The sequence below is a fragment of the Halococcus qingdaonensis genome, from assembly GCF_024508235.1.
Taxonomy (GTDB): domain Archaea; phylum Halobacteriota; class Halobacteria; order Halobacteriales; family Halococcaceae; genus Halococcus; species Halococcus qingdaonensis.
In genome coordinates, this window is the sequence record NZ_CP101943.1 from 2674058 (window position 1) to 2693221 (window position 19164).

Consider the following 19164-nt stretch of genomic DNA (forward strand, 5'->3'; position numbering starts at 1 on the left):
TCGCTCCCGTTTCGCTACTTCAGGTCGTCGACCCAGCCGGGCTGCTCGACGCTGGTCGAGCCGACATCCGAGAATTCGAGGGTTTCGACGATCGTGTTCGGCTCGCCGGCACTCAGCTGGTCGGTCGTGCGCTCGGTTTTCAGCGTGTGGACGATGCCCGTCTCGGGGTCGATGACGAGCGTCGAACTGAACGCGGAGACGTCCTCGCCGCGGAACAGCACCTCGGTACTGAGGCTGTCGGTGCCGTTGGCGACGTAGACGGCGAGTTCGCGGCCGTCGCGCGTGACGCTGCCTGAACGCTCGTAGTCGACCGCCCGGACGGTCTCCTGGATCTCGGTTGCGGTGAGCAGGCTCTCGGCGAGCGGCCGGCCGAGCTCCGACGTCTCGAACTGGGGCTCCATGCTCTCGTACTCCGTTTTCTCGTAGGCCGTCGCCCCCTCGGCGTAGCTGTGGCGGGTCGCCTCGTCGGTCGGCTGTGACGTCAATCGGGCCGTGTTCGCTTCGAGATCGGCCCGGCCGCTGCGATCGTTGGTTCCGTCACCCTCCCCGCCTTGGATCGTCTCGCTATCGCTGATCGAGAAGCTGCCGGCGGCTCTGAGCCCCTCGACGTGTCCGCTGGCGATGCTTCCAGCGTCCAGCGGCGGCTCGGGTCCGGCGGCCGACGCTGCCGATTCATCGGTCGCGCTCGTCGTTGTCGCCGTCTCGGTCGGCGTGGCGGTTTCTGTCGGTGTTGGCGTTGCCGTCGCGGTCGGTGTCGCTGTCGGCGTGGCCGTTGCCGTTGCGGTCGCCGTCTCGGTTGCCGTCGCGGTTGCTGTCGCCGTCGATACCGTCGTTGTGGCGGCGGTCGTCTCTGCCGTCGGTGCCGGCGTTTCCGTGGCGGCCGTCGTTCCGTTGGTAGCGGTGGATTCGGCCGGGTCGTTCGCGAACGAGCTACAGCCCGCCAGTAGCACGAGCGCGATGACGACCCCCGTGAGAATCGTCCGTCGTGTCATTGGTTATCGTCTGCAGCCCGGGTAAATATTAATCTGCTGGTCGTGGATCGTGTTCGCTATCCGTGACGTTCCCGCCGTGAAGCTTTCAATACGCTTTTGAACGCCGACCGACTTCCCCGCACATGGCTGATTTCACGGTCGTCGTCGCCGACCCCGAGGACGGGGCGGCCTACCAGCGTGCGGTCGACGGACAGGACGCCAACCGCTTCATCGGACGCTCGATCGGCGAGGAGGTCGACGGCGGCGCGGTCGGTCTCGACGGCTACACCGTCGAGCTCACCGGCGGCTCGGATACGGCCGGTCGACCGATGCGCGAGGACATCGCCGGACCGGCGCTCAACGCCGTCCTGCTCTCGGGCGGAACGGGGTTCAACCCGACTCGCGACGGCGAACGAAAGCGCGTCACCGTCCGCGGCCGCGAAGTCGGCGAGGAGACCCAGCAGATCAACGCCACGATCACGGCCCGTGGCGACCAATCGGTCGACGAACTGCTCGACGCGGGCGACGCGGACGAAGACGACGAGTGACCGACCGGCTGCCGAGCGATCACCCGTCGGTCGAGACGGTGCGTGCGACGCTCGCCCGCCGCGGACGCACCCGCTCACGGCTCGAACTGCCGGCGGACGACCGTTTTCCACGCACGACGATCCGTCTCGTTCTCGACGGCGACGTTTCTCATGCCCGCATCGAGAGCGCTCGCGATGACGGTGTCGAGATCAACGGCGCGTACGGCAACGCCCGACTCGCACGCGAGCGCGATGGCGAGGATCGTCTCGAAGCGTGGCGTCGCTCGGTCGACATCGACTACGGACGGAGCGTGCTGGTCGATATCGTCGAATCGGGCTTTCTTTACGGCGTTCGCGAACCCGGCGAGCGTGTCGTCTACGACGCCGTCGAATCACCTGACGAGGGGCTGGCGGCCATCGCGCGCGATCTCGACGACGCCGACGGCTGACATCGAACGGTCGTCCGCGATCGGCGCTTTGGGATCGGTCGACGACACGAGTCCCGCGACCTTTTGTTCGCCCTCGCTGTAACGCTTTCATGAACCCCGACCGACGCCAGTTCCTCGACGGTGAGCGCCCCGAGGACGTGCTCCTGTTCTTCGCCGAATCGGCCGTCTCAGACCTCGGAACGCTCTCACAGCACGGTGAAGCCGTCGGCAACGGCGTCGCACTGATCCTGGAGGCCGAACGCGGCCGGAGCGCCTTCGAGGGAGCGACCGGCGTCGATCCGATGTCCCTCGCGAGCGCGGCGATGGACGCCGAGGGGACGGTCGATCTCGACTCCTTCGAAGGCGATTGTCCCGAGAGCGACGGCGACGATGTGGACGCCAACGGGACCGACGAGCACGTCCCGCGATTCGTCTTCGCCTTCGCCGAGGAGCGCAACGAGGACGTCGGCGGCATCTACGCCGAGGGCGACGTGATCCACGCCTATGCAGTCTGTGAGTGCGGGGATGTCTACTCCGAGCGCTGGGTCGTGGGCGCGACCTGACCGGCCGCAGCGCATCACGCAATTTATATACGATGACGGCCGTGTACGGCCATGGAATTATCACAGCGACAGCCCCAGCTCGACGCGGAGATAACGCCGCTCGACCTGCGGTTTTCGAGCGACGAACTCACCGCCGAGCGCGAGCGCATCACGTCGTTCATTCAAGCACAGGTCGATCGCCACGACGCCGACGGCGTCGTCCTCGGACTCTCGGGCGGCGTCGACAGCACGGCCGTCGCCCATCTCGCCGTCGAGGCGCTCGGGCGATCGGCCGTTCACGGGCTCATACTCCCCCGTGACGTCAACAGCGACGCGAACATGAGCGACGCCGAACGCGTCGCGGTCGATCTCGGCATCCGCTACGACGTCGTCGACATCGACCCGATCATGGACGAACTGCTCGCCATCGATGCGGGCGAGAGCGCGAGCGACGAGGACGACTGGGCGAACCGTTTCGTCGGGAACACGAGCGCACGCGTCCGGATGACGGTCAACTATCTCGTCGCGAACAAGGAGAACAAACTCGTGCTCGGAACCGGCAACCGCGTCGAACTCTCGCTTGGCTACGTCACGAAATACGGCGACGGCGGCGTCGACTGCAACCCGATCGGCAACTGCTACAAACAGCAGGTCCGCCAGCTCGCCGCCGATCTCGGTGCCGACGAGGAGCTCGTCCAGAAGACGCCGACCGGCGGGATGGTCGACTACGAGACCGACGAGGAGGAGATCGGCGTCGAGTACGACACCATCGACGCGATCGTCGCGCTCACCGTCGACGGCAACGTGGCGACCGCCGCGGCCGCCGAGATCGCCGACACCACCCCTGAGGTCGTTGAGCACATCCAGGAACTGCACCGTGACAACGAGCACAAGCGGACCACACCGCCGATGCCGAGCGACGCCTGAACGTTTCACGATCGAACCGCGACGTCTCGATCGAACGGTCGTCCTTACTGTGCGTCTTCGTTTTCTAGGAGTCGGCCGAACGCCTCCTGGATCACTTGTTTGGTCACCGCGCCGCGCGTCGTCCAGTGATTGGCGTAGTCGAGCATGTCGTCGTAGATGTCGGGTTTGCAGCCGGCGGCTTTCGGGTGGCCGCCGCCGTTGACCTGTCCAGCGACTTCGTGACAGCGCTCGAACCCCTCGGAGCCGCGGATCGAGGCGCTGCCGGAGGGTTTGACGACGACGGCGGCGTCGGCACCCTCTTCTCGGAGCGCCTCGGCGACCTCGTTCTGCGAGCAGCGGCCGTAGGTGACGCCGACGGTCCAGGGGCCGATCTCCTCGATCGTCGCCCGCTCGACCGCCCGCTCGATGAGTGCCTCCTTCTCGACGCGCTGCTCGGCGAGATACTCCTCGATCTCGACGGGGAGATCCGCGCCGTGCTCGCCGATGGTTTCGACGTACTCCTCGGGATCGGCCCAGTAGGCGAAATCCGCGAGATCGTCGCTGCGGGGGTCCTCGCGCAGCCAGAGATCGTGATCGCGCGTCACGGCCGCGAGCTCGGCCCACTGCGGGTCGAACTCGTGATCGAGCGCCGCGAGCGTGACGTCCGCCGAGCACTCCTCGTCGGAATCGCCGACGACGAGGCGCGCGCCGTGGCTGCGTACCTTTTCGGCGTCCTCGTCGTCCCACTGGTGGTGATCGAACCAGCTCACCGCGCTGGCGCGTTCGGTGAGGCGCTCGAACTGGCCGGCGATGTAGTGGAAGTCGTCGGGCACGAGATCGCAAACGAACACACGCGCGCCGGCGTCCAGGTGGTCGGCCACCCGGTCGATGGCGTCGCTGAGGTCGTGCGGGCCGGCCGGGACGAGCGCCGTCGGGCCGAACGCCTCCCGAATCAGGGCGACGCAGGCCAGCCCGTCGGCGTCGGGATCGGCGATAACCACCCGCTCCGCGCTGGTGACGGTTTCGCGCGTCTCGCGCTCGGCCCGCTCCTCGTCGAACGAGTCGGGGTAGAAGAAACCCGTGCCCGGCAGCAGCGATTTCCGGGCCAGCGGGAGATGCTCGTCGTCGATGAGTCGGTCGTTCATGCGCCTCCAACGCCACCGCGGCCGAAGTACTCCCCGCTTCAGTCCGCCGCTTCGTTGAGCTGGCGGACGGTGAGCACCGGGACCGAGAGGTTTCTGACGAGCGCTTCGGCGACGCTGCCGAGGACGAACCGGTACTCGCCGTGTCGCCCACGCGTGCCCGTCGCCACGAGATCGGCGTCGTGATCGTCGGCGTAGCGCTGGATCTCCTCGGTCGGCTGGCCCTCGCGAACGGCGGTCGTCACGCTCGCATCGACTGCCTGTACGCTCTCGACGGCCGCCTCGCCGCTCTCCTCGAGCGACGACCGGAGGCGGTCGCGGACGTCCTCCGGCGCGGCGGCGACGTCGTCCTCCTCGACGACGTACAGTGCGTGGACGGCCGCATCGAAGCGATCGGCGAGGTCGAGCGCGGCCGTGACTGCCCGCCCGGCGCTCTCCGAGCCGTCGGTGGCGATGACCACGGTCTCGAACATACGTCCGCTACCGACCGCTGGGTGATAAAGGCCGCGCGCTGTTCTCGGTGGGTTTTTGACTTCCGGCCGCGACTGTCGACCATGACGCTCGCGGTCGAGACCGTTCTCACGCCGGTCGATGGCAGCGACACGTCCATGCGCGCGATCGAATACGCCGTCGAGATCGCCGAACGCTACGACGCTGGCGTCCACGCGCTGTACGTCGTCGACGAGGAAACCACCCGCGAGGCCTCCTTCGGCGACGTCGACGATGCGGAGCTCGCCGCCGCCAACGAGGCGTTCATCGCCGACGCGCACGAGCTCGCGCCCGAAGGCGTCCCGCTCTCGCACTCGTCGGCCTACGGCTTCTCGGCGATGACGAAGACCCGCCATCCGGGCAGCGTCGTGCTCGACGCCGCCGAGGACGTCGAGGTCGACTTCATCGTCATCCCGCGTCAGCCGGTCTCGGGCGATCCCGACGAGCCGCTCGGGCGCGCTGCCGAGTACGTCCTCCAGTACGCGACCCAGCCCGTGCTCTCGGTGTAGCTCCCATCACGCCGGGCGACACTGCTCTACTTGCTCGTCGTCGGGATGCTCGACCCGGATGTGGCGCTTCAGGCGCTCCTTGTCGTCGGAGGTGATCTCGATGACCGTCTCGCAGTACGGACATCGCTGGTATGGTGACATGTCTCCCGTACGGTCTCGACCATCCTAACGCTGTGGGGTGCTATCGCATGCCGATTTCAGGGATCAGAGCCGCAGCGCCATCTCCATCTCGAAGCTCTCGGTATCGGTGGTCTCGAAGCCGACCTTCCGGTAGAGCGCGACCGCGGGCGTGTTCCAGCGCTCGACGGTGAGCCAGACGTGTTCGGCACCCTCGGCTCTGGCGTGGCCGAGTAGTCCCGTGAGCAGCCGCGAGCCGATGCCGGCCTGCTGGTGGGTATCGAGAACGAAGATGGCGAGCTCGTGGGCGTTCTCGCCGTCGGGAACGAGCGTCGCGTGGCCGACGCATTCCTCGCCGTGGCTGGCGACGACGTTGTAGCTGCCGTCGAGGATGGTGTCGAGCCAGCCTTCGATCGCGCCACGCTCGGTCGGCGGGATCCCCTGTGCGCGGTCCGCGGGATCGAAAGAGACGTACATCTCGGTTAGCGCCGCGCGGTCGTCGTCGGCGTAGACCGTGATCTCGATGTCGCGGTCGTGGCCGTCGGTGAACTCGATCGGTGGGCGATCGAACTCCCCGGCGCGATCGTCGGGATAGATGCGCGTCATCGCGCGAGCGTCACCGAGACGTTGGCGTTCATGAGGACGAACTCGGTCGTCCGGCTGAACGAGAGCTTGCCGGTCGGCGTGCGCTCGCCGCCGCTGACGACGAGCCTGTCGAAGCGCTCGCCGTTCGCCAACTCGACCAGTTCGCCGTCGTCGGCGACGTGTTCGATCGCGGCCTCCAGACTCGCCTCGGACAGCGTCTCGTGCACGCGGTCGGCGACCGTCGTCGCGTCGTCCAGCGCGCTCTCGACGAGTGCCACCGTGAGGTCGTCGCCCGTCTCGTGCGCCCGGCCGACCGCGCGCTCGAAGACGGCGAAGGCGTCGTCGCTTCCGTCGATGCTCACTACGACGTTCATGCCCGCCGATGGAGTGGTCGGGGCAAAACCGTTGTGCCGACCGCGGGACACGACACGCTTTTTCCCGGCCGTTCGCAATCGACGCCGATGACCGAGGATTCGCCATCGCCCGCGACGCCGGCCGACGCCGGCGACGAGGCCGAGATTCCCGAGGACGTGCGCCGGTACGAGCGGTTCACGAAGATGGACGGCGCGCGCTACGAGCGCGCCAACGACTTCCTGCGCGAGCGCACCTACATCACCGCCCGCGAGTGGGCGATCGCTCGCCTCTGTGCGGATTTCCGCACCGAGACCGGCGTCGAGATGACGAAGATCGGCGACCATCTGCCCGAACTCGTCCCCTTTATGACCGACACCTACACGCCGCAAGCGGTCAATCAGGCGCGTGCAGCCTTCGAGGAGAAGGTCCGCAAGGCGGGGGCGACCTTCCTCTACGGCGCGATGTGTGACTTCTTCACCGCCGAGGAGCTCGACGACGTGATGTACGAGGCGACCGAAGTGGCGAAGTTCCTGCTCGAAGTCGAGGGCGTCGATCTCGCGGTCGGCGAGGAGCTCGACAGCGAGGAACGCATCTCCAGTACGATGCGAGAGGTGCGCGCCCAGAGCGCGGCGCTGCGCCACGACGATCTCACCTGCCCGCACTGTGGCGAGGAGTTCGCCGCGAGCGACGCCGCTGACGACCACACGGCGAACGAGGCGGACGACGGGGATGACGAACAAGCTGACACCGAGTAGAGATCGACAGTCGGCCGCGGAAGACGGGCCGCTCAGAACAGGTCGGGATCCTCGTAGCTGAACGCCACCACACGGTCGTCGGCCAGCGGGCGGATGTGGGTGTAGAGTTCGCCGTCGTCGAGGCGTCGTTTCAGCCGCTCGATGTCGTCGCGGTCGTAGTGGACCGGACAGCAGATCGCGCGCTCGCCGTCGGCGTCTTCGAGCACGATCAGCGCGAAGACGGTTCCCGACTCCTCGGCGCGATAGACCTCGTAGGAGTCGAAGGTCGCCTCGCTGGCGAGCGTCTCCAGCTCTTCGAACTCGTCGCCGGGGACGAGCACGTCGAGGCCGTTGCCCTCGTCGAGGAGCGTGACGTCGCCGGGATGGAGTTCGAGCACCGACACGCCCGCCTCGCGGTAGCCCGCGGCGGTGGCCTCCATGTCCTCGACGACCGCTTCCCAGTGGCCCGCCACGTGCTCGTTCGGCTCGTTCTCGGACACAGGCGTCGTGTGGGTGACGCGAGCAAAAGCCTTGCTTTCGGTTGCGGCAAATCTATATACCACGGTTGCAAACGCCACGGCGTGAGTGACCTTCTCTCGATATCCGGGCTGCGGACGCAGTTCGCCACCGAGCGTGGCACGGTCAAAGCCGTCGACGGGCTCGATCTGACGGTGGAGGCCGGCGAAACCGTGGGACTGGTCGGCGAGAGCGGCTCGGGCAAGTCGGTGACGGCGCTGTCGGCGATGGGACTGGTCGACGATCCCGGTACTGTCGCCGATGGCACGGTCGAATTCCACGACGCGGATCTCGCGCGGTCGTTCGCCGACGACTATGGGGACGGGTTCGTCGATCCCGCGGCGGGCACCGTCGATCTCACGCGTGCACCGGAGGACGCGATGCGGACGGTCCGTGGCGGCGAGATGAGCATGATCTTCCAGGATCCGATGACCTCGCTCAACCCTGCCGTTCCCGTCGGCGAACAGGTCGCCGAAAGCCTCCGTCTCCACCAGTACGGCGGCCAGAAACCGGATTCGTGGCGCAACGCCGTCCGCGAGATCCTCCCGAAAGCCGGCTCCGAGATGGACGAGGCAGTGCTCGCCGACACGATCGAGATGCTCGACGAGGTCGGCATCCCCGAACCCGCCACTCGCGTTGACGAGTATCCCCACGAGTTCTCCGGCGGGATGCGCCAGCGCGTCCTGATCGCCATCGCGCTCGCCTGTCGGCCCCAGCTCCTGATCGCCGACGAACCGACGACGGCGCTCGACGTCACCATTCAGGCCCAGATCCTCGATCTCATCAACGATCTCCAGGACGAGTTCGGCATGTCCGTCCTCTTCATCACGCACGATCTCGGCGTCGTGGCCGAGACCTGCGATCGCGTGGCCGTGATGTACGCCGGCGATATCGTCGAGGAGGGTCCCGTCGAGGAGATCTTCCACAACCCCTCGCATCCGTACACCTACACGCTGCTCGAATCGATCCCCCGGGAGGACGCCGACCGGCTGACCCCCATCGAGGGAAACGTCCCGGATCTCGTCGATCTCCCGTCGGGCTGTTCGTTCGCGCCGCGGTGTCCGTGGGCCCAGCCCGAATGCCGGGAAGGCGAGATCCCGTATCTCCAGCACGGTCCCGACGAGACGGACCACCGTGCGAAGTGTATTCTGGAGGAGTTCGATACCGACGAATACGGCACCGACGAAGGGGTACGGGCGACGAGCGACGCCACGCCGACGCGGGAGGGCTCCGCCGACCCACTGGTTTCGGTCGATGGGCTCGAAAAACACTTCTCGCAGGCCGACGACCTGCTCGACTCGTGGCTCGGTAGCGGCGGCCAGCCGGTACGGGCGGTCGACGGCGTCGACTTCGAGGTCTACGAGGGCGAAACCCTCGGGCTGGTCGGCGAATCCGGCTGTGGGAAATCGACGACCGGGCGGTCGATCCTCCGGCTGCTCGATCCCACCGACGGACGGGTCGTCTTCGCCGGCGAGGATCTGAGCGAGCTCGACTCGGACGGGCTGCGCGCGAAACGCCGCGAGATGCAGATGATCTTCCAGGACCCGCTGTCGAGCCTCGATCCGCGGATGAACGTCGGTGCGACGATCGCCGAACCCCTCAAGATCCACGATCTGCCCGATACCGGGGACGGCTCGACCAGGCAGACGCGCCGCGAGCGCGTCGAGGAGCTGATGGAGGCCGTCGGTCTCGATGTCTCCCAGCTCGATCGCTACCCCCACGAGCTCTCCGGCGGCCAGCGCCAGCGTGTCGGCATCGCCCGTGCCTTGGCCGTCGATCCCGATTTCATCGTCTGTGACGAGCCCGTATCGGCGCTCGACGTCTCGGTACAGGCCCAGATCCTGAATCTCCTCGAAGATCTCCAGGAGGAGTTCGGGCTGACCTTCCTCTTCATCGCCCACGACCTATCGGTCGTCAGACATATCTGTGACCGCGTGGCCGTGATGTATCTCGGCGAGATCGTCGAGGTCGCGGGTACCCAGGAGCTGTTCGCCGAGCCGAAACATCCCTACACGCAGGCGCTGCTGTCGGCGATCCCCGAACCCGATCCGACGAGCGACACCGACCGCGTGGTGCTCGAAGGCGACGTGCCGAGCCCGATCGATCCGCCCTCCGGTTGTCGATTCCACACGCGCTGTCCGGCGGTCATCCCGCCCGACGAGCTCGATATTCCTCAGGAAGCCTACCGCGAGGTGATGGACTACCGCCAGCGCGTCGAGAGCGCGTCGATCTCGGTGGCGGACGTGCGTGCCGACACCGGAGCCGAGCGGGCGGAGACGGTCGCGGCGGACGGTGGGACGGACGTGCCGACGCGGGCGTTCTGGAAGCAGTTCTTCGAGCACGGCGACGAACTCGACGAGCGATCGCGCTCGGTCATCGAGGACTCCTTCGAGCGGGTCGTCGCTGGCGACTGGGACGAAGCGGCTGACCGGCTTCGGGAGCGCTTCGAGAGTATCTGCGAACGCGACCGGCCGGTGCTCCAGGACGAGGCCCACCCCGCAGCGTGTCATCTCTACGAGCAGCCAACCGACCGCCCGCACTGACGTCTGACGCAAGTTTTTCCGGTACTCTTATTAATCCACTCTCGTCAGTAGCCACCATGCCATTCGATAGCGACACGGACAGGCGATCGTTCCTCACGGCGGCCGGCGGTGCGGCGGCCGCGGCGATGGCCGGCTGTCTCGACAGCGGCGGTGGCGGCAACGGATCGGGCGGCAACGGCTCCGGTGGCAACGGTAGCGGTGGGAACGGCTCTGGCGGTGGCGGTGGCGGTGGCGGCCAGAGCGGCGGCACGCTCACCTACGCTCGTGGTGACTACCCCTCCAACTACGACCCTCATCAGTCGACCAGCGGCGAGGTGGCGAAGATCACCGACCAGGTGTATAGCCACCTCATCGCGTTCGTCCCCGGCAGCGGCGGGAAGCTCACGGCCGGGCTGGCGAAGGACTACGAGCTGAACGGCACGACGGTGACGCTCAAACTCCGTCAGAGTGTGAAGTTCCACAACGGCGAAGAGTTCACCGCGGACGACTTCAAGGCGACCTACCGCCGGTTCGTCGACGACAGCTATCAGTACTACCTCGGCAAGGACGCGGTCTCGGGCGAGCCCTCCGGCTACGCGTCGGTCACGTACAGCGACTGGATCAAGTCGGTCACCGTGAACGGCGATTACGACCTCGAAATCGAGCTCAAACAGAAGTACGCGCCCATCCTGCGCAACCTCGGGATGTTCCCCTCGGCGGTGCTCTCGAAGAAACAGATCGAGGATCTCGGCAAGAAACAGAACCAGCTCGGCAAGAACCCCGTCGGCACCGGGCCGTTCACGTTCGAGGAGCTCGACGACGGCAACCAGCGCGTGCTGCTCGGCAAGAACGGCGACTACTGGAAGGACGGGCCGTATCTCGACCGCGTCATCTTCACGACCATCGGCCAGAACTCCACGCGCGCACAGGCCGTGATCAACGGCGACGCCCAGATCATCGACGGCATCGGCGCGCAGGCCTCGAAACAGCTCCAGAACTCGGATAGCGCCTCGTTGTTCCAGAAAGACGGGATCAACATCGGCTACATGGCGATGAACATGGAGCGCTACGAGCCGTTCCGGAAGAAGAAGGTGCGCCAGGCGGTGAGCCACGCGATCAACACGAAGGCCATCGTCGACGACATCTACGAGGGGTTCGCCTCTCAGGCCGATCAGCCGCTCCCGCCGAACGTCACCGGTTACAACGATTCGATCGATCCGTATTCGAACGACAAGGAGAAGGCGAAGAAACTACTGGAGGAGGCGGGCGAATCGGAGCTCTCCTTCGAGCTGGCGACGTTCTCGAACCCGCGGGGCTACAACCCCTCACCCGTCCAGACCGCTCAGCAGGTCAAATCCGACCTCTCGGATATCGGTATCTCGGTGAAGATCAACCAGTTCTCCACCTTCTCGTCCTACCTCGAATACACGTACGCGGGCAAACACGACGCCTGCTTCCTGGGCTGGTACACCGACAACGCCGACCCGGACAACTTCGATTACGTGCTGCTCCATCCGGGTGTCGACAAATCCGAGGTCCCCGAAGGCCAGGACTGGGTGAGCTTCGACACCGAGGGCTACAACACGAACAACGCCTCGGCGTGGGCCAACCGGAAGTTCATGGATCTCACCGAGAAGGGACAGAAGACCTACGGCGAGTCCAAGCGCAAATCGATCTATCAGGAGGCCAGCAAGGTCGCCCACGAGGAGGCCCCCTGGGTGTTCGTCGACTACGCCAAGACGCTGCGTGGCGTCAACGAGGCCGTCGATCAGTCGACGTTCACCGTCACCTCGATCAACAACCCGTATCTCGAATCGGTAAAGCTCAAACAGTAGTCACCCACAGGAACGATCTATATGGTCTCGAAGCGGTTCATCGCGAAACGTCTCCTCCTGTTGGTGCCGGTGCTGTTCGGCGTGGCGACGGTCGTCTTCGCCATTCTCCATCTCGCACCGGGCGATCCGGCGCGGGTGATCCTCGGCCAGCGCGCGCCGACCCAGCAGGTCGTCCAGCTACGGCGTGAGCTCGGGCTGAACGACCCGATCTGGGTCCAGTACGGCCGCTTTCTCGCCGACACCGCCCAGCTCGACTTCGGACAGTCCTACCAGATCGCCAAGGGTAGCCCCGTCTGGAACGTGCTCGCCGACCGTCTGCCGGTGACGATCGAGCTCGCGATCTACGGGCAGATCACCGCCATCCTGCTGGGGATCCCCCTCGGCGTGCTCTCGGCGGTCAAACAGGACTCGTTGACCGACCACGTCACCCGCATCGGCGCGCTGACGGGCATTTCGGTCCCGATCTTCTGGAGCGGTCCATTGGTTCTGCTCGTCTTTGCGACCTTTCTCGGCTGGCTGCCGACGAGCGGGCGCATCGGTAGCACCTTCTTCCTTGAGGATCACTGGGTGCTCTTTGGTACTCAGCTCCCGCTGACGGGGATGGTGTCGATCGATACGTTCATCCTCGATACGGGCGCGTTCGTCCAGTCGATCCTCTACGGCGAGGGGCTCGGCGCGTTCGCGTCGCTGACCGAATACTACGCTTCGTTCATCTCGGCGGTCCAACACCTGTTCCTCCCGGTGTTGACGCTCGGCATCTACTCGATGGCGCTGCTGTCGCGGATGATGCGCTCGTCGATGCTCGAAGTGATCCGGCAGGACTACATCCGCACTGCGCGCGCGAAAGGGCAGGGCGAGCGGATCACCATACTGAAACACGGGCTCCGGAACGCGCTCATTCCCGTTATCACCGTGATCGGTATCCAGTTCGGTACGTTGCTTGGCGGTGCGGTGCTCACCGAGACGGTCTTCGGCATCGGCGGCATCGGCCAGCTGCTCGTCGCGGCCATCGGCGCGACCGACTACCCGCTCGTCCAGGGCACGGTGCTGGTGTTCGCGCTGCTCTTTACGCTCGTGAATCTCGGCGTCGACGTCACCTACAGCTACCTCGACCCACGGATCCAACAATAATGGCGACCGAAACCTCCACCACGGCCGACCGTCGGGGCATCGTCGAGCGACTGCGCGCCTCGCCGTTCCTCTCGGAACTGCTCTCGAACCGGCTCGCGCTCATCGGGTTGAGTATCATCCTCGCGATGGTGCTCCTCGGCGTCTACGCCCGGCTGTTCATCGATCTCGGCGCGATCTCGCAGTCACAGCTCGCGGCGCATCCGAACAAGGCCCCGCCCGGCTGGCTCGGCTCCGCAGCGCTCGATCAGTTCCTCTTCGGCACCGACGCCGCCGCGCGCGATATCTTCAAGCGCGTGCTGTACGGCGCGTGGCTGGCGCTCAAGTTCGGCGTGCTTGTCGTCGGTGCCTCCACGGTGCTTGGCATCTCGCTGGGCATCATCGCGGCGTACTACGGCGACGTCGTCGACAACGTCGTGATGCGGACGATGGACGTCTTCCTCGCCTTTCCGTCGCTACTGCTGGCGCTCGCGCTGGTCGCCATCTTCGGGGCGGGGCTGTCGAAAGTCGTCATCGCGCTCACGCTCGTCTACACGCCCCGCTTCGCGCGCGTCGTCCGCGGTGCGGCGCTCAAAGTGCTGGAGGACGAGTATATCGACGCCACGGTAGCACTCGGCGCGCGCGATCCGCGCGTGCTCGTCCGCCACGTGCTGCCGAACTGTCTCGCACCGATCACCGTCCAGAGCACGCTGAACTTCGGGCTCGCCATCATCGATCTCGCGGCGCTGTCCTTCCTCGGCTTCGGCGCGCAGGCCGGCACGCCGTCGTGGGGACTGATGTTGAAAAACGGCGTCAGCAACGGGCTGCTGACCGGCGACTGGTGGCTCTCCTTCTTCCCGGGACTGTTCCTGGCGATCACGGTGCTCGGCTTCAACCTGCTGGGCGACGGGATGCGCGACGCGCTCGACCCGCGGATGCGCGAGACCGTCGAGTGAGTCGATGGCTCGCCACGATCCGCTGTTCGCGTGGCTTCGTCGGCGACTCCGCCTCGTCGTCACCGCTGGCGCGGTCGGGATCGTTTTGGGTGGGATCGCCGCCGTCGTGATCGCCGTTCTCGACGATCCGACGACCGCCAGCACGCAGACGTTCGCGGTCGGGACGCTCGCCTTTGGGTTCGGGATCCTCGGCTGGTCGGGGTCGGCGCTCGCCGGCCGCAGCATCGAGGGACTCCAGCGCCGTCTCGACACGAACACCGACTGGACCGAACGCGACTCACGGCGGGCGATGACCCGCCTCTCGGGGTTCGGTGCGGGCGTGATGGCCGGCGTCGTGATCGTAACGCCACTACTCCCCTGAGCGGACGTTCTCGCCGCGTGCGTCGCCGAACTCCTCGTCCCCGTCGTTCCGATAGACCGTCTCGCCGCGCACTATCGTCCACTCCGGGAAGATCCCGTCCCAGCCCTCGAACGGCGTCCAGCCGGCCTTCGAGTGGAGTTCTTCGCCCCTGATCTCCCGCGTCGCATCGGGATCGAACAGGGCGAGATCGGCGTCTTTGCCCGCTTCGACCCGCCCCTTTCGTGGGAGATCGAACACGGCTGCGGGGGTCGCCGCCGTGAGATCGCGCACCCGCTCGTAGCTCAGTCGTCCCTCGTTGGCCTCGGCCAGGAGGAGCGGGAGGACGGTCTCGACGCCCGGCACGCCGCTCGGTGCGTCCCAGATCCCGGCGTCCTTCTCCGCGCGAGTGTGGGGTGCGTGGTCGGTCGCGACGATGTCCACTGTCCCGTCGGCGACGCGCTCGAAGACCCCTTCTCGCCGCTGTTCGCTTCGTAGCGGCGGGTTCATCCGTCCGAACGTCCCCAGTTCGGGGAGGTCGTCGCGCGAGAGGAGGAGGTGGTGTGGCGTCACCTCGCAGGTCATGCCCGCCTCGGTCGCACGATCGATGCCACCCGGCGTGCTCGTGTGGGCGATGTGGAGCTGTGCGCCCCGTTCCTCGCCGACCCGGCAGGCGCGCTCGACGGCGGCGTGCTCGGCCGCGGGCGTTCGGAACGCGCTCCAGGCGTCGGCGTCCGTGCGTTCGTTCGCTCCCTGGCGCTGTCCGTCCCCGCTGGGCCGTACGCTGTCGTCGAACTCGTCGGCGTCCTCGGCGTGGACAGTCACGGCGACGCCGCGTTCGGTGGCCGCCGCGACCGCGTCCGCGAACAGGTCGGCGTCGATGCCCATCTCGCCCGTCGAGTCGGCGAGGAAGACCTCGCCGAGCGCGAACAGCGGTTCGGCAAGCAGTTCGTCGGGATCCCAGTCGGACGTGACGCCGCCACTGATGCCGAAGTCGACGAGCGAGTCGGCGGCCAGCGCCGTCTTTTCGGCGACACTCCCCCCGTCGATCGTCGGCGGCTCCGTGTTCGGCTGATCGACCACGGTGGTGACGCCGCCGGCGGCTGCCGCCCGACTGCCGCTCGCCCACGTCTCCTTGTCGGGAAAGCCCGGTTCACGGAAGTGGACGTGCGCGTCGATCATTCCCGGTAGGAGGAGTTTGCCGTCGGCATCCACCGTTCGCTCGCCATCACGTGACGATAGCCGGCGTTTGACGGCCGCGATGCGTTCGCTCTCCACGCGAACGTCGCGCCGACGACCGTCGGCGAGCGTCGCGTCCTGGATCAACATGCCTTCGCTGGCGTGCCTGCGGGCCTAATCCTGTCGATCGCCCGTGTCCTCTCGATATCCCTCGACGAGCGCTCGCTCGATCTCGTCGGCGACGGTCGCGGGGTCGCTCTCGCCGCCGGCCCGTTCGACGCTGCCCACGCTCGCGGGATCGAACGGGACGTCGAGCGCGCGATAGACCGGGGCGAGCCCGTCGGCGATCGCGTCGGCGTCGCGAGTGAGGATGATGCCGGCGACGAGCGCCCCTTCGTCCGTGACGCGCTGAGCGAGCCCCGCGATCTTGCCGGTCGCCTGGAGCGAGTGCGAGCCCGGACAGAACGAGTCGGGCGGTTCGCCGGGGCGCGCCTCGACGCCGAGACGGTCGAAGGCGCGTTGTAGATCGGTGCTCGCCCGGTCGTACCGGCGCTGTATCTCTCGTCCCTCGGTCGGCTCTGCGCGCGCGAACGCGACCGTCGAACCCGTGTAGGCGACCGCCCGGCCGCCGACCGCCCGCTCGACGGCCGGAAATCCCCTGTCCGCGGCGGCCCGCCTTGCCTCCTCGTAGCCGTCAGCGCGGGCGTCGCGCCGCCCGAACGCCACCTGTCGATGGGGACACCACGCACGCACGGCCGGCTCGCCGGTCTCCTTCGTGAACGCGAACATCGACCGGGTTCGCTCCCTGTCGGTGACGATGTCGGCAGCCCGGCCGTCGAAGACGCGCATGATTCGGGTACGAGTGCGAAGGATAAGGGACTGTTGTGGACCGTCCAGATAGTACAACGGTCCGCATAAACGCTCACGCATCCTTCGATCGTCGATGGCCGTCACCCTCTCGGCGGACGCGCTCTCGCCCTACCGGCGCTTCTCGCTGTACAACTCGCCCTACGTCGCCCACGAGCGGGGCTGCGCCGTCGATCTCTACCCCGATCCAGGGTTCGGCCCAGCGACCGACGGCGACCGCTCGATCGCCCCTGCACCCGTCGCCGGCGAGGTGCTCGACACCCGGACCGTGCGCGCGCCGTCGAAACCCTACGCGGCCGCGAACGACCACCTCGTGCTCGTCGATACGGGCGAGTACGTCGCGCGCATCCTCCACGTCGAGCCGTCGGTCGCGGCGGGCGACACGCTCGCGATCGGCGACGAAATGGGTCGACTCGTCCGTGCGGGCTTCTTCGCGCCGTGGGTCGACAACCACGTCCACCTCGAATTCCGTGGCCCCGACGCGAACCTCTCGCGCGCGAGCGGGTCCGAACCGCTCGCCGTCGGTGCCGAAATCGAGGGACTCGACTGGGATGGGGTCGGGGAAGTCGTCGAGAGCGGCGCGACCTACGCCGTCCTGGACGCGCCCACCCACCCCGCCCCTGGCGAGCGGTTCGTCGGCATCGCGAGCGACGAGGGCGCGGTTCTCGACGGTGGGCTCGTCCACTACGCGGGCGGCGGTGCGCACGGGGACCGTGACGGACCGATCTCGCTGTTCGGCCAGGAAGTCGGCCGCGCGACCGGCCGCGACGTGTCCTGGAACGATCTCGAAATCATGGCGAACGGCGCGCCGATCACCGGACTCTCGCTGTTCTGTGCCCGCGATACCTTCGGCGCGAAACTCATCTGTCCCGAACGGGAGTTCGCCGTCGGCGAGCGGGTCAGGCTCGAACTCCGGCCGAGCGACGACCCCGTGCGACTCGGCTGATCAGCCGTGGCGCTCGCGGTGGCGCTCTCGCAACTCCTGGTATCGCTCGTCGTCTTCGACTGTCTCCCACCACACTTCGTAGACGAGCGCCGCCTCGCGCTTGTCGTGGTCGGCCCAGTGTTCGGGATCGCGCTCCTCGCCGTCTTCGTATTTCTGCCCGCCGGGATAGCGCGCGTACCGCATCGCACGCGTATAGCCCATCTGGAGGTACTTCCGCGCCATGTCCATCCCCGGGAAGTCGTCGTTCTCGCGGTACTCCCGATATTTCCCGTAGATCTTCTCACCGGCCTCGTCGGCGGTCTCGCGGTCGGCGTAGCCCCATAGATCGAGCAGTTCGCTCTTGTACGGCTCGATTTTGAACACGCCTTCCTCGCCGCGACCGATCTCGTATCTCTCGGGGTTGGCGCGGAAGTCGACGTCGTACTCGGGACCGTCGGTCATGTGACGGGAACGATCCGCGTTCGCCTGAGGCTATCGGTCGGTTGACGCTACCGATGGGTACAAACCGATCGCCGGTCACGAATCGCCCATGAGCGATGCCGACGTTCCCGACCAGACGACCGATCTCCTCCAGCGCTACGTCGACGCCCACGGCTATCTGTCGTGGCTCGGCGCGCGTGTCGAATCGATCGAGTACGGCGAACTCGTGATGACGATCCCGTTCGACACGAAACTGACGAACTCCGGGCCGGGCGAGAGCAGCGAGATGCCCGCGCGCATCCACGGCGGCATCGCCGCGACGCTCATCGACACCACCGGCGGCATCGCGCTCCGGCCGGCGCTCGACGACCCGATCAACGGCGGCGTCTCGACGATCAATCTGAACGTCAACTACCTCCGGCCGGCCGCCGGCGATCTGACGGCGACCGCCGAGGTGATCCGGGCGGGCACGAGCGTCGGCGTCTCCGCGGTAACGGTCGAGAGCGAGACGCCCGACGGCGAGACTAAACCCGTCGCCACCGGCCAGGGAGCCTACCGACTGTTCCGTCCCTGATCAGACGAACTCGATCCCCTCGCGGTCGGTGAGTTCGCCGAACAGCCAGTCGGCGTGATCGAGCGCGTACTCGTGATGGTCCTCCTCGATGTAGCCGATCGCGTCCTCGACGAGCACCGGCCTGAAATCGCGCAGACCGGCGCTGCCAGCCGTGTGGAGCACGCAGACGTTCGCGAGCGTGCCACAGAACAGGAGATCGTCGATGCCGCGGGCATCGAGCCATCCTTCTAGTTCGGTGTTGTAGAAGGCGTCGTAGGTGTGTTTCTCGATTATGTGGTCGTCCTCCCGGACGTCGAGCCCGTCGGCGATCTCGGTCTCCCACGTCCCCTCGACGACGTGCTCGCCCCAGCGCTCGAACTCGTCGTAGTAGTGGCTGTCCGTGAACTGGTCGTCGGGATGGACGTCGCGAGTGTAGAGCACGGCCGCACCCGCTTCTCTGGCTCCCTCGACCAGCTCCGCGATCGGTTCGACGACGTGTTCGCTCGCCGGGGCGTAGAGGCTGCCGTCGGGATGGCAGAACCCGTTTTGCATGTCCACCACGACGACCGCGGTTCGGTCTGGATCGAACTGCATACACGCCCTATCGCCGGATTCGACAAGT

24 protein-coding genes are annotated in these 19164 nt (G+C 66.8%); 13 read left to right on the forward strand and 11 right to left on the reverse strand.

Going from position 1 to position 19164, the window contains the following annotated elements; all coding sequences use genetic code 11:
• Positions 1 to 14: 14 nt before the first annotated feature.
• Positions 15 to 992 carry a DUF7537 family lipoprotein gene (locus tag NO363_RS13955; protein ID WP_256685911.1) on the reverse strand — a complete coding sequence of 326 codons (978 nt, stop codon included), beginning with the start codon at positions 990 to 992 and terminating at the stop codon, positions 15 to 17.
• A gap of 122 nt (positions 993 to 1114) precedes the next feature.
• Between NO363_RS13955 and NO363_RS13960 the strand changes: the two genes are divergently transcribed.
• The 4 genes from NO363_RS13960 (at position 1115) to NO363_RS13975 (ending at position 3395) form a co-directional block, all read left to right on the forward strand.
• The gene (locus tag NO363_RS13960) at positions 1115 to 1519 is read left to right on the forward strand and encodes a 30S ribosomal protein S6e (protein WP_256685913.1); all 405 of its coding nucleotides are present in this window, start codon (positions 1115 to 1117) and stop codon (positions 1517 to 1519) included.
• Entirely contained in the window at positions 1516 to 1947 is a 432-nt protein-coding gene (locus tag NO363_RS13965; RefSeq protein WP_256685914.1) for a DUF7112 family protein, read from the forward strand. The genes NO363_RS13960 and NO363_RS13965 overlap by 4 nt, the downstream gene beginning before the upstream one ends.
• A gap of 89 nt (positions 1948 to 2036) precedes the next feature.
• Complete coding sequence (locus NO363_RS13970) at positions 2037 to 2489, forward strand: DUF5807 family protein (protein ID WP_256685915.1); 453 nt, start codon at positions 2037 to 2039, stop codon at positions 2487 to 2489.
• Between the two features lie 51 nt (positions 2490 to 2540).
• Positions 2541 to 3395 (forward strand): NAD+ synthase, encoded by an 855-nt coding sequence (locus NO363_RS13975; RefSeq protein ID WP_256685916.1) that lies wholly within the window; start codon positions 2541 to 2543, stop codon positions 3393 to 3395.
• Between the two features lie 44 nt (positions 3396 to 3439).
• Here the strand turns inward: NO363_RS13975 and NO363_RS13980 are convergent, their stop codons facing one another.
• Positions 3440 to 4519, reverse strand: coding sequence for a DHH family phosphoesterase (locus NO363_RS13980; RefSeq protein ID WP_256685918.1), 1080 nt, complete (start codon positions 4517 to 4519; stop codon positions 3440 to 3442).
• Between the two features lie 38 nt (positions 4520 to 4557).
• Positions 4558 to 4989 (reverse strand): universal stress protein, encoded by a 432-nt coding sequence (locus NO363_RS13985; RefSeq protein WP_256685920.1) that lies wholly within the window; start codon positions 4987 to 4989, stop codon positions 4558 to 4560.
• Between the two features lie 81 nt (positions 4990 to 5070).
• Here NO363_RS13985 and NO363_RS13990 point away from each other — a divergent pair, with 81 nt between their 5' ends.
• A complete protein-coding gene (locus NO363_RS13990; protein WP_256685922.1) occupies positions 5071 to 5514 on the forward strand; it encodes a universal stress protein in 444 nt (147 codons plus the stop codon).
• A 6-nt stretch (positions 5515 to 5520) separates the two neighbouring features.
• On the opposite strand, the gene NO363_RS13995 is transcribed toward NO363_RS13990, so the two are convergent.
• From NO363_RS13995 to NO363_RS14005, 3 genes are all read right to left on the reverse strand, one after another.
• Positions 5521 to 5655, reverse strand: coding sequence for a hypothetical protein (locus NO363_RS13995; protein ID WP_256685923.1), 135 nt, complete (start codon positions 5653 to 5655; stop codon positions 5521 to 5523).
• A gap of 63 nt (positions 5656 to 5718) precedes the next feature.
• Positions 5719 to 6237 carry a GNAT family N-acetyltransferase gene (locus NO363_RS14000; RefSeq protein WP_256685924.1) on the reverse strand — a complete coding sequence of 173 codons (519 nt, stop codon included), beginning with the start codon at positions 6235 to 6237 and terminating at the stop codon, positions 5719 to 5721.
• Positions 6234 to 6590: a universal stress protein gene (locus NO363_RS14005; protein ID WP_256685925.1), complete on the reverse strand. Its 357-nt coding sequence runs from the start codon at positions 6588 to 6590 to the stop codon at positions 6234 to 6236. The genes NO363_RS14000 and NO363_RS14005 overlap by 4 nt, the downstream gene beginning before the upstream one ends.
• Here NO363_RS14005 and NO363_RS14010 point away from each other — a divergent pair.
• Positions 6516 to 7325 carry a DUF5806 family protein gene (locus tag NO363_RS14010; RefSeq protein WP_370525570.1) on the forward strand — a complete coding sequence of 270 codons (810 nt, stop codon included), beginning with the start codon at positions 6516 to 6518 and terminating at the stop codon, positions 7323 to 7325. The genes NO363_RS14005 and NO363_RS14010 overlap by 75 nt on opposite strands.
• Positions 7326 to 7357: 32 nt before the next feature.
• Here NO363_RS14010 and NO363_RS14015 read toward each other — a convergent pair whose 3' ends face one another.
• A complete protein-coding gene (locus NO363_RS14015; RefSeq protein WP_256685928.1) occupies positions 7358 to 7804 on the reverse strand; it encodes a DUF7529 family protein in 447 nt (148 codons plus the stop codon).
• A gap of 81 nt (positions 7805 to 7885) precedes the next feature.
• Between NO363_RS14015 and NO363_RS14020 the strand changes: the two genes are divergently transcribed.
• Genes NO363_RS14020 through NO363_RS14040 form a run of 5 tightly spaced genes read left to right on the forward strand, consistent with a single transcriptional unit; the run spans position 7886 to position 14601 of the window.
• Positions 7886 to 10363 (forward strand): dipeptide ABC transporter ATP-binding protein, encoded by a 2478-nt coding sequence (locus NO363_RS14020; RefSeq protein ID WP_256685929.1) that lies wholly within the window; start codon positions 7886 to 7888, stop codon positions 10361 to 10363.
• 56 nt (positions 10364 to 10419) lie between these two features.
• Positions 10420 to 12177, forward strand: a complete 1758-nt coding sequence (locus tag NO363_RS14025; protein ID WP_256685930.1) for an ABC transporter substrate-binding protein — start codon at positions 10420 to 10422, stop codon at positions 12175 to 12177.
• 21 nt (positions 12178 to 12198) lie between these two features.
• Positions 12199 to 13308, forward strand: a complete 1110-nt coding sequence (locus NO363_RS14030) for an ABC transporter permease (RefSeq protein WP_007740628.1) — start codon at positions 12199 to 12201, stop codon at positions 13306 to 13308.
• Complete coding sequence (locus NO363_RS14035) at positions 13308 to 14240, forward strand: ABC transporter permease (protein ID WP_256685933.1); 933 nt, start codon at positions 13308 to 13310, stop codon at positions 14238 to 14240. Before NO363_RS14030 ends, NO363_RS14035 begins: the two co-directional genes overlap by 1 nt.
• 4 nt (positions 14241 to 14244) lie before the next feature.
• Positions 14245 to 14601, forward strand: coding sequence for a DUF7268 family protein (locus NO363_RS14040; RefSeq protein WP_256685935.1), 357 nt, complete (start codon positions 14245 to 14247; stop codon positions 14599 to 14601).
• Here NO363_RS14040 and NO363_RS14045 read toward each other — a convergent pair.
• Positions 14590 to 15906: a dihydroorotase gene (locus NO363_RS14045; protein ID WP_256685937.1), complete on the reverse strand. Its 1317-nt coding sequence runs from the start codon at positions 15904 to 15906 to the stop codon at positions 14590 to 14592. The genes NO363_RS14040 and NO363_RS14045 overlap by 12 nt on opposite strands.
• Before the next feature lie 24 nt (positions 15907 to 15930).
• The gene (locus tag NO363_RS14050) at positions 15931 to 16605 is read right to left on the reverse strand and encodes a lipoyl protein ligase domain-containing protein (RefSeq protein ID WP_256685938.1); all 675 of its coding nucleotides are present in this window, start codon (positions 16603 to 16605) and stop codon (positions 15931 to 15933) included.
• Positions 16606 to 16699: 94 nt separating this feature from the next.
• Here NO363_RS14050 and NO363_RS14055 point away from each other — a divergent pair, with 94 nt between their 5' ends.
• Positions 16700 to 17569: a DUF8155 domain-containing protein gene (locus tag NO363_RS14055; RefSeq protein WP_256685939.1), complete on the forward strand. Its 870-nt coding sequence runs from the start codon at positions 16700 to 16702 to the stop codon at positions 17567 to 17569.
• Here NO363_RS14055 and NO363_RS14060 read toward each other — a convergent pair whose 3' ends face one another.
• Entirely contained in the window at positions 17570 to 18010 is a 441-nt protein-coding gene (locus NO363_RS14060) for a DUF4385 domain-containing protein (RefSeq protein WP_256685940.1), read from the reverse strand.
• 88 nt (positions 18011 to 18098) lie between these two features.
• Here NO363_RS14060 and NO363_RS14065 point away from each other — a divergent pair, with 88 nt between their 5' ends.
• Positions 18099 to 18563: a PaaI family thioesterase gene (locus NO363_RS14065; RefSeq protein ID WP_256685942.1), complete on the forward strand. Its 465-nt coding sequence runs from the start codon at positions 18099 to 18101 to the stop codon at positions 18561 to 18563.
• Here the strand turns inward: NO363_RS14065 and NO363_RS14070 are convergent, their stop codons facing one another.
• Positions 18564 to 19136: a cysteine hydrolase family protein gene (locus NO363_RS14070; RefSeq protein WP_256685943.1), complete on the reverse strand. Its 573-nt coding sequence runs from the start codon at positions 19134 to 19136 to the stop codon at positions 18564 to 18566.
• Between the last annotated feature and the right edge of the window lie 28 nt (positions 19137 to 19164).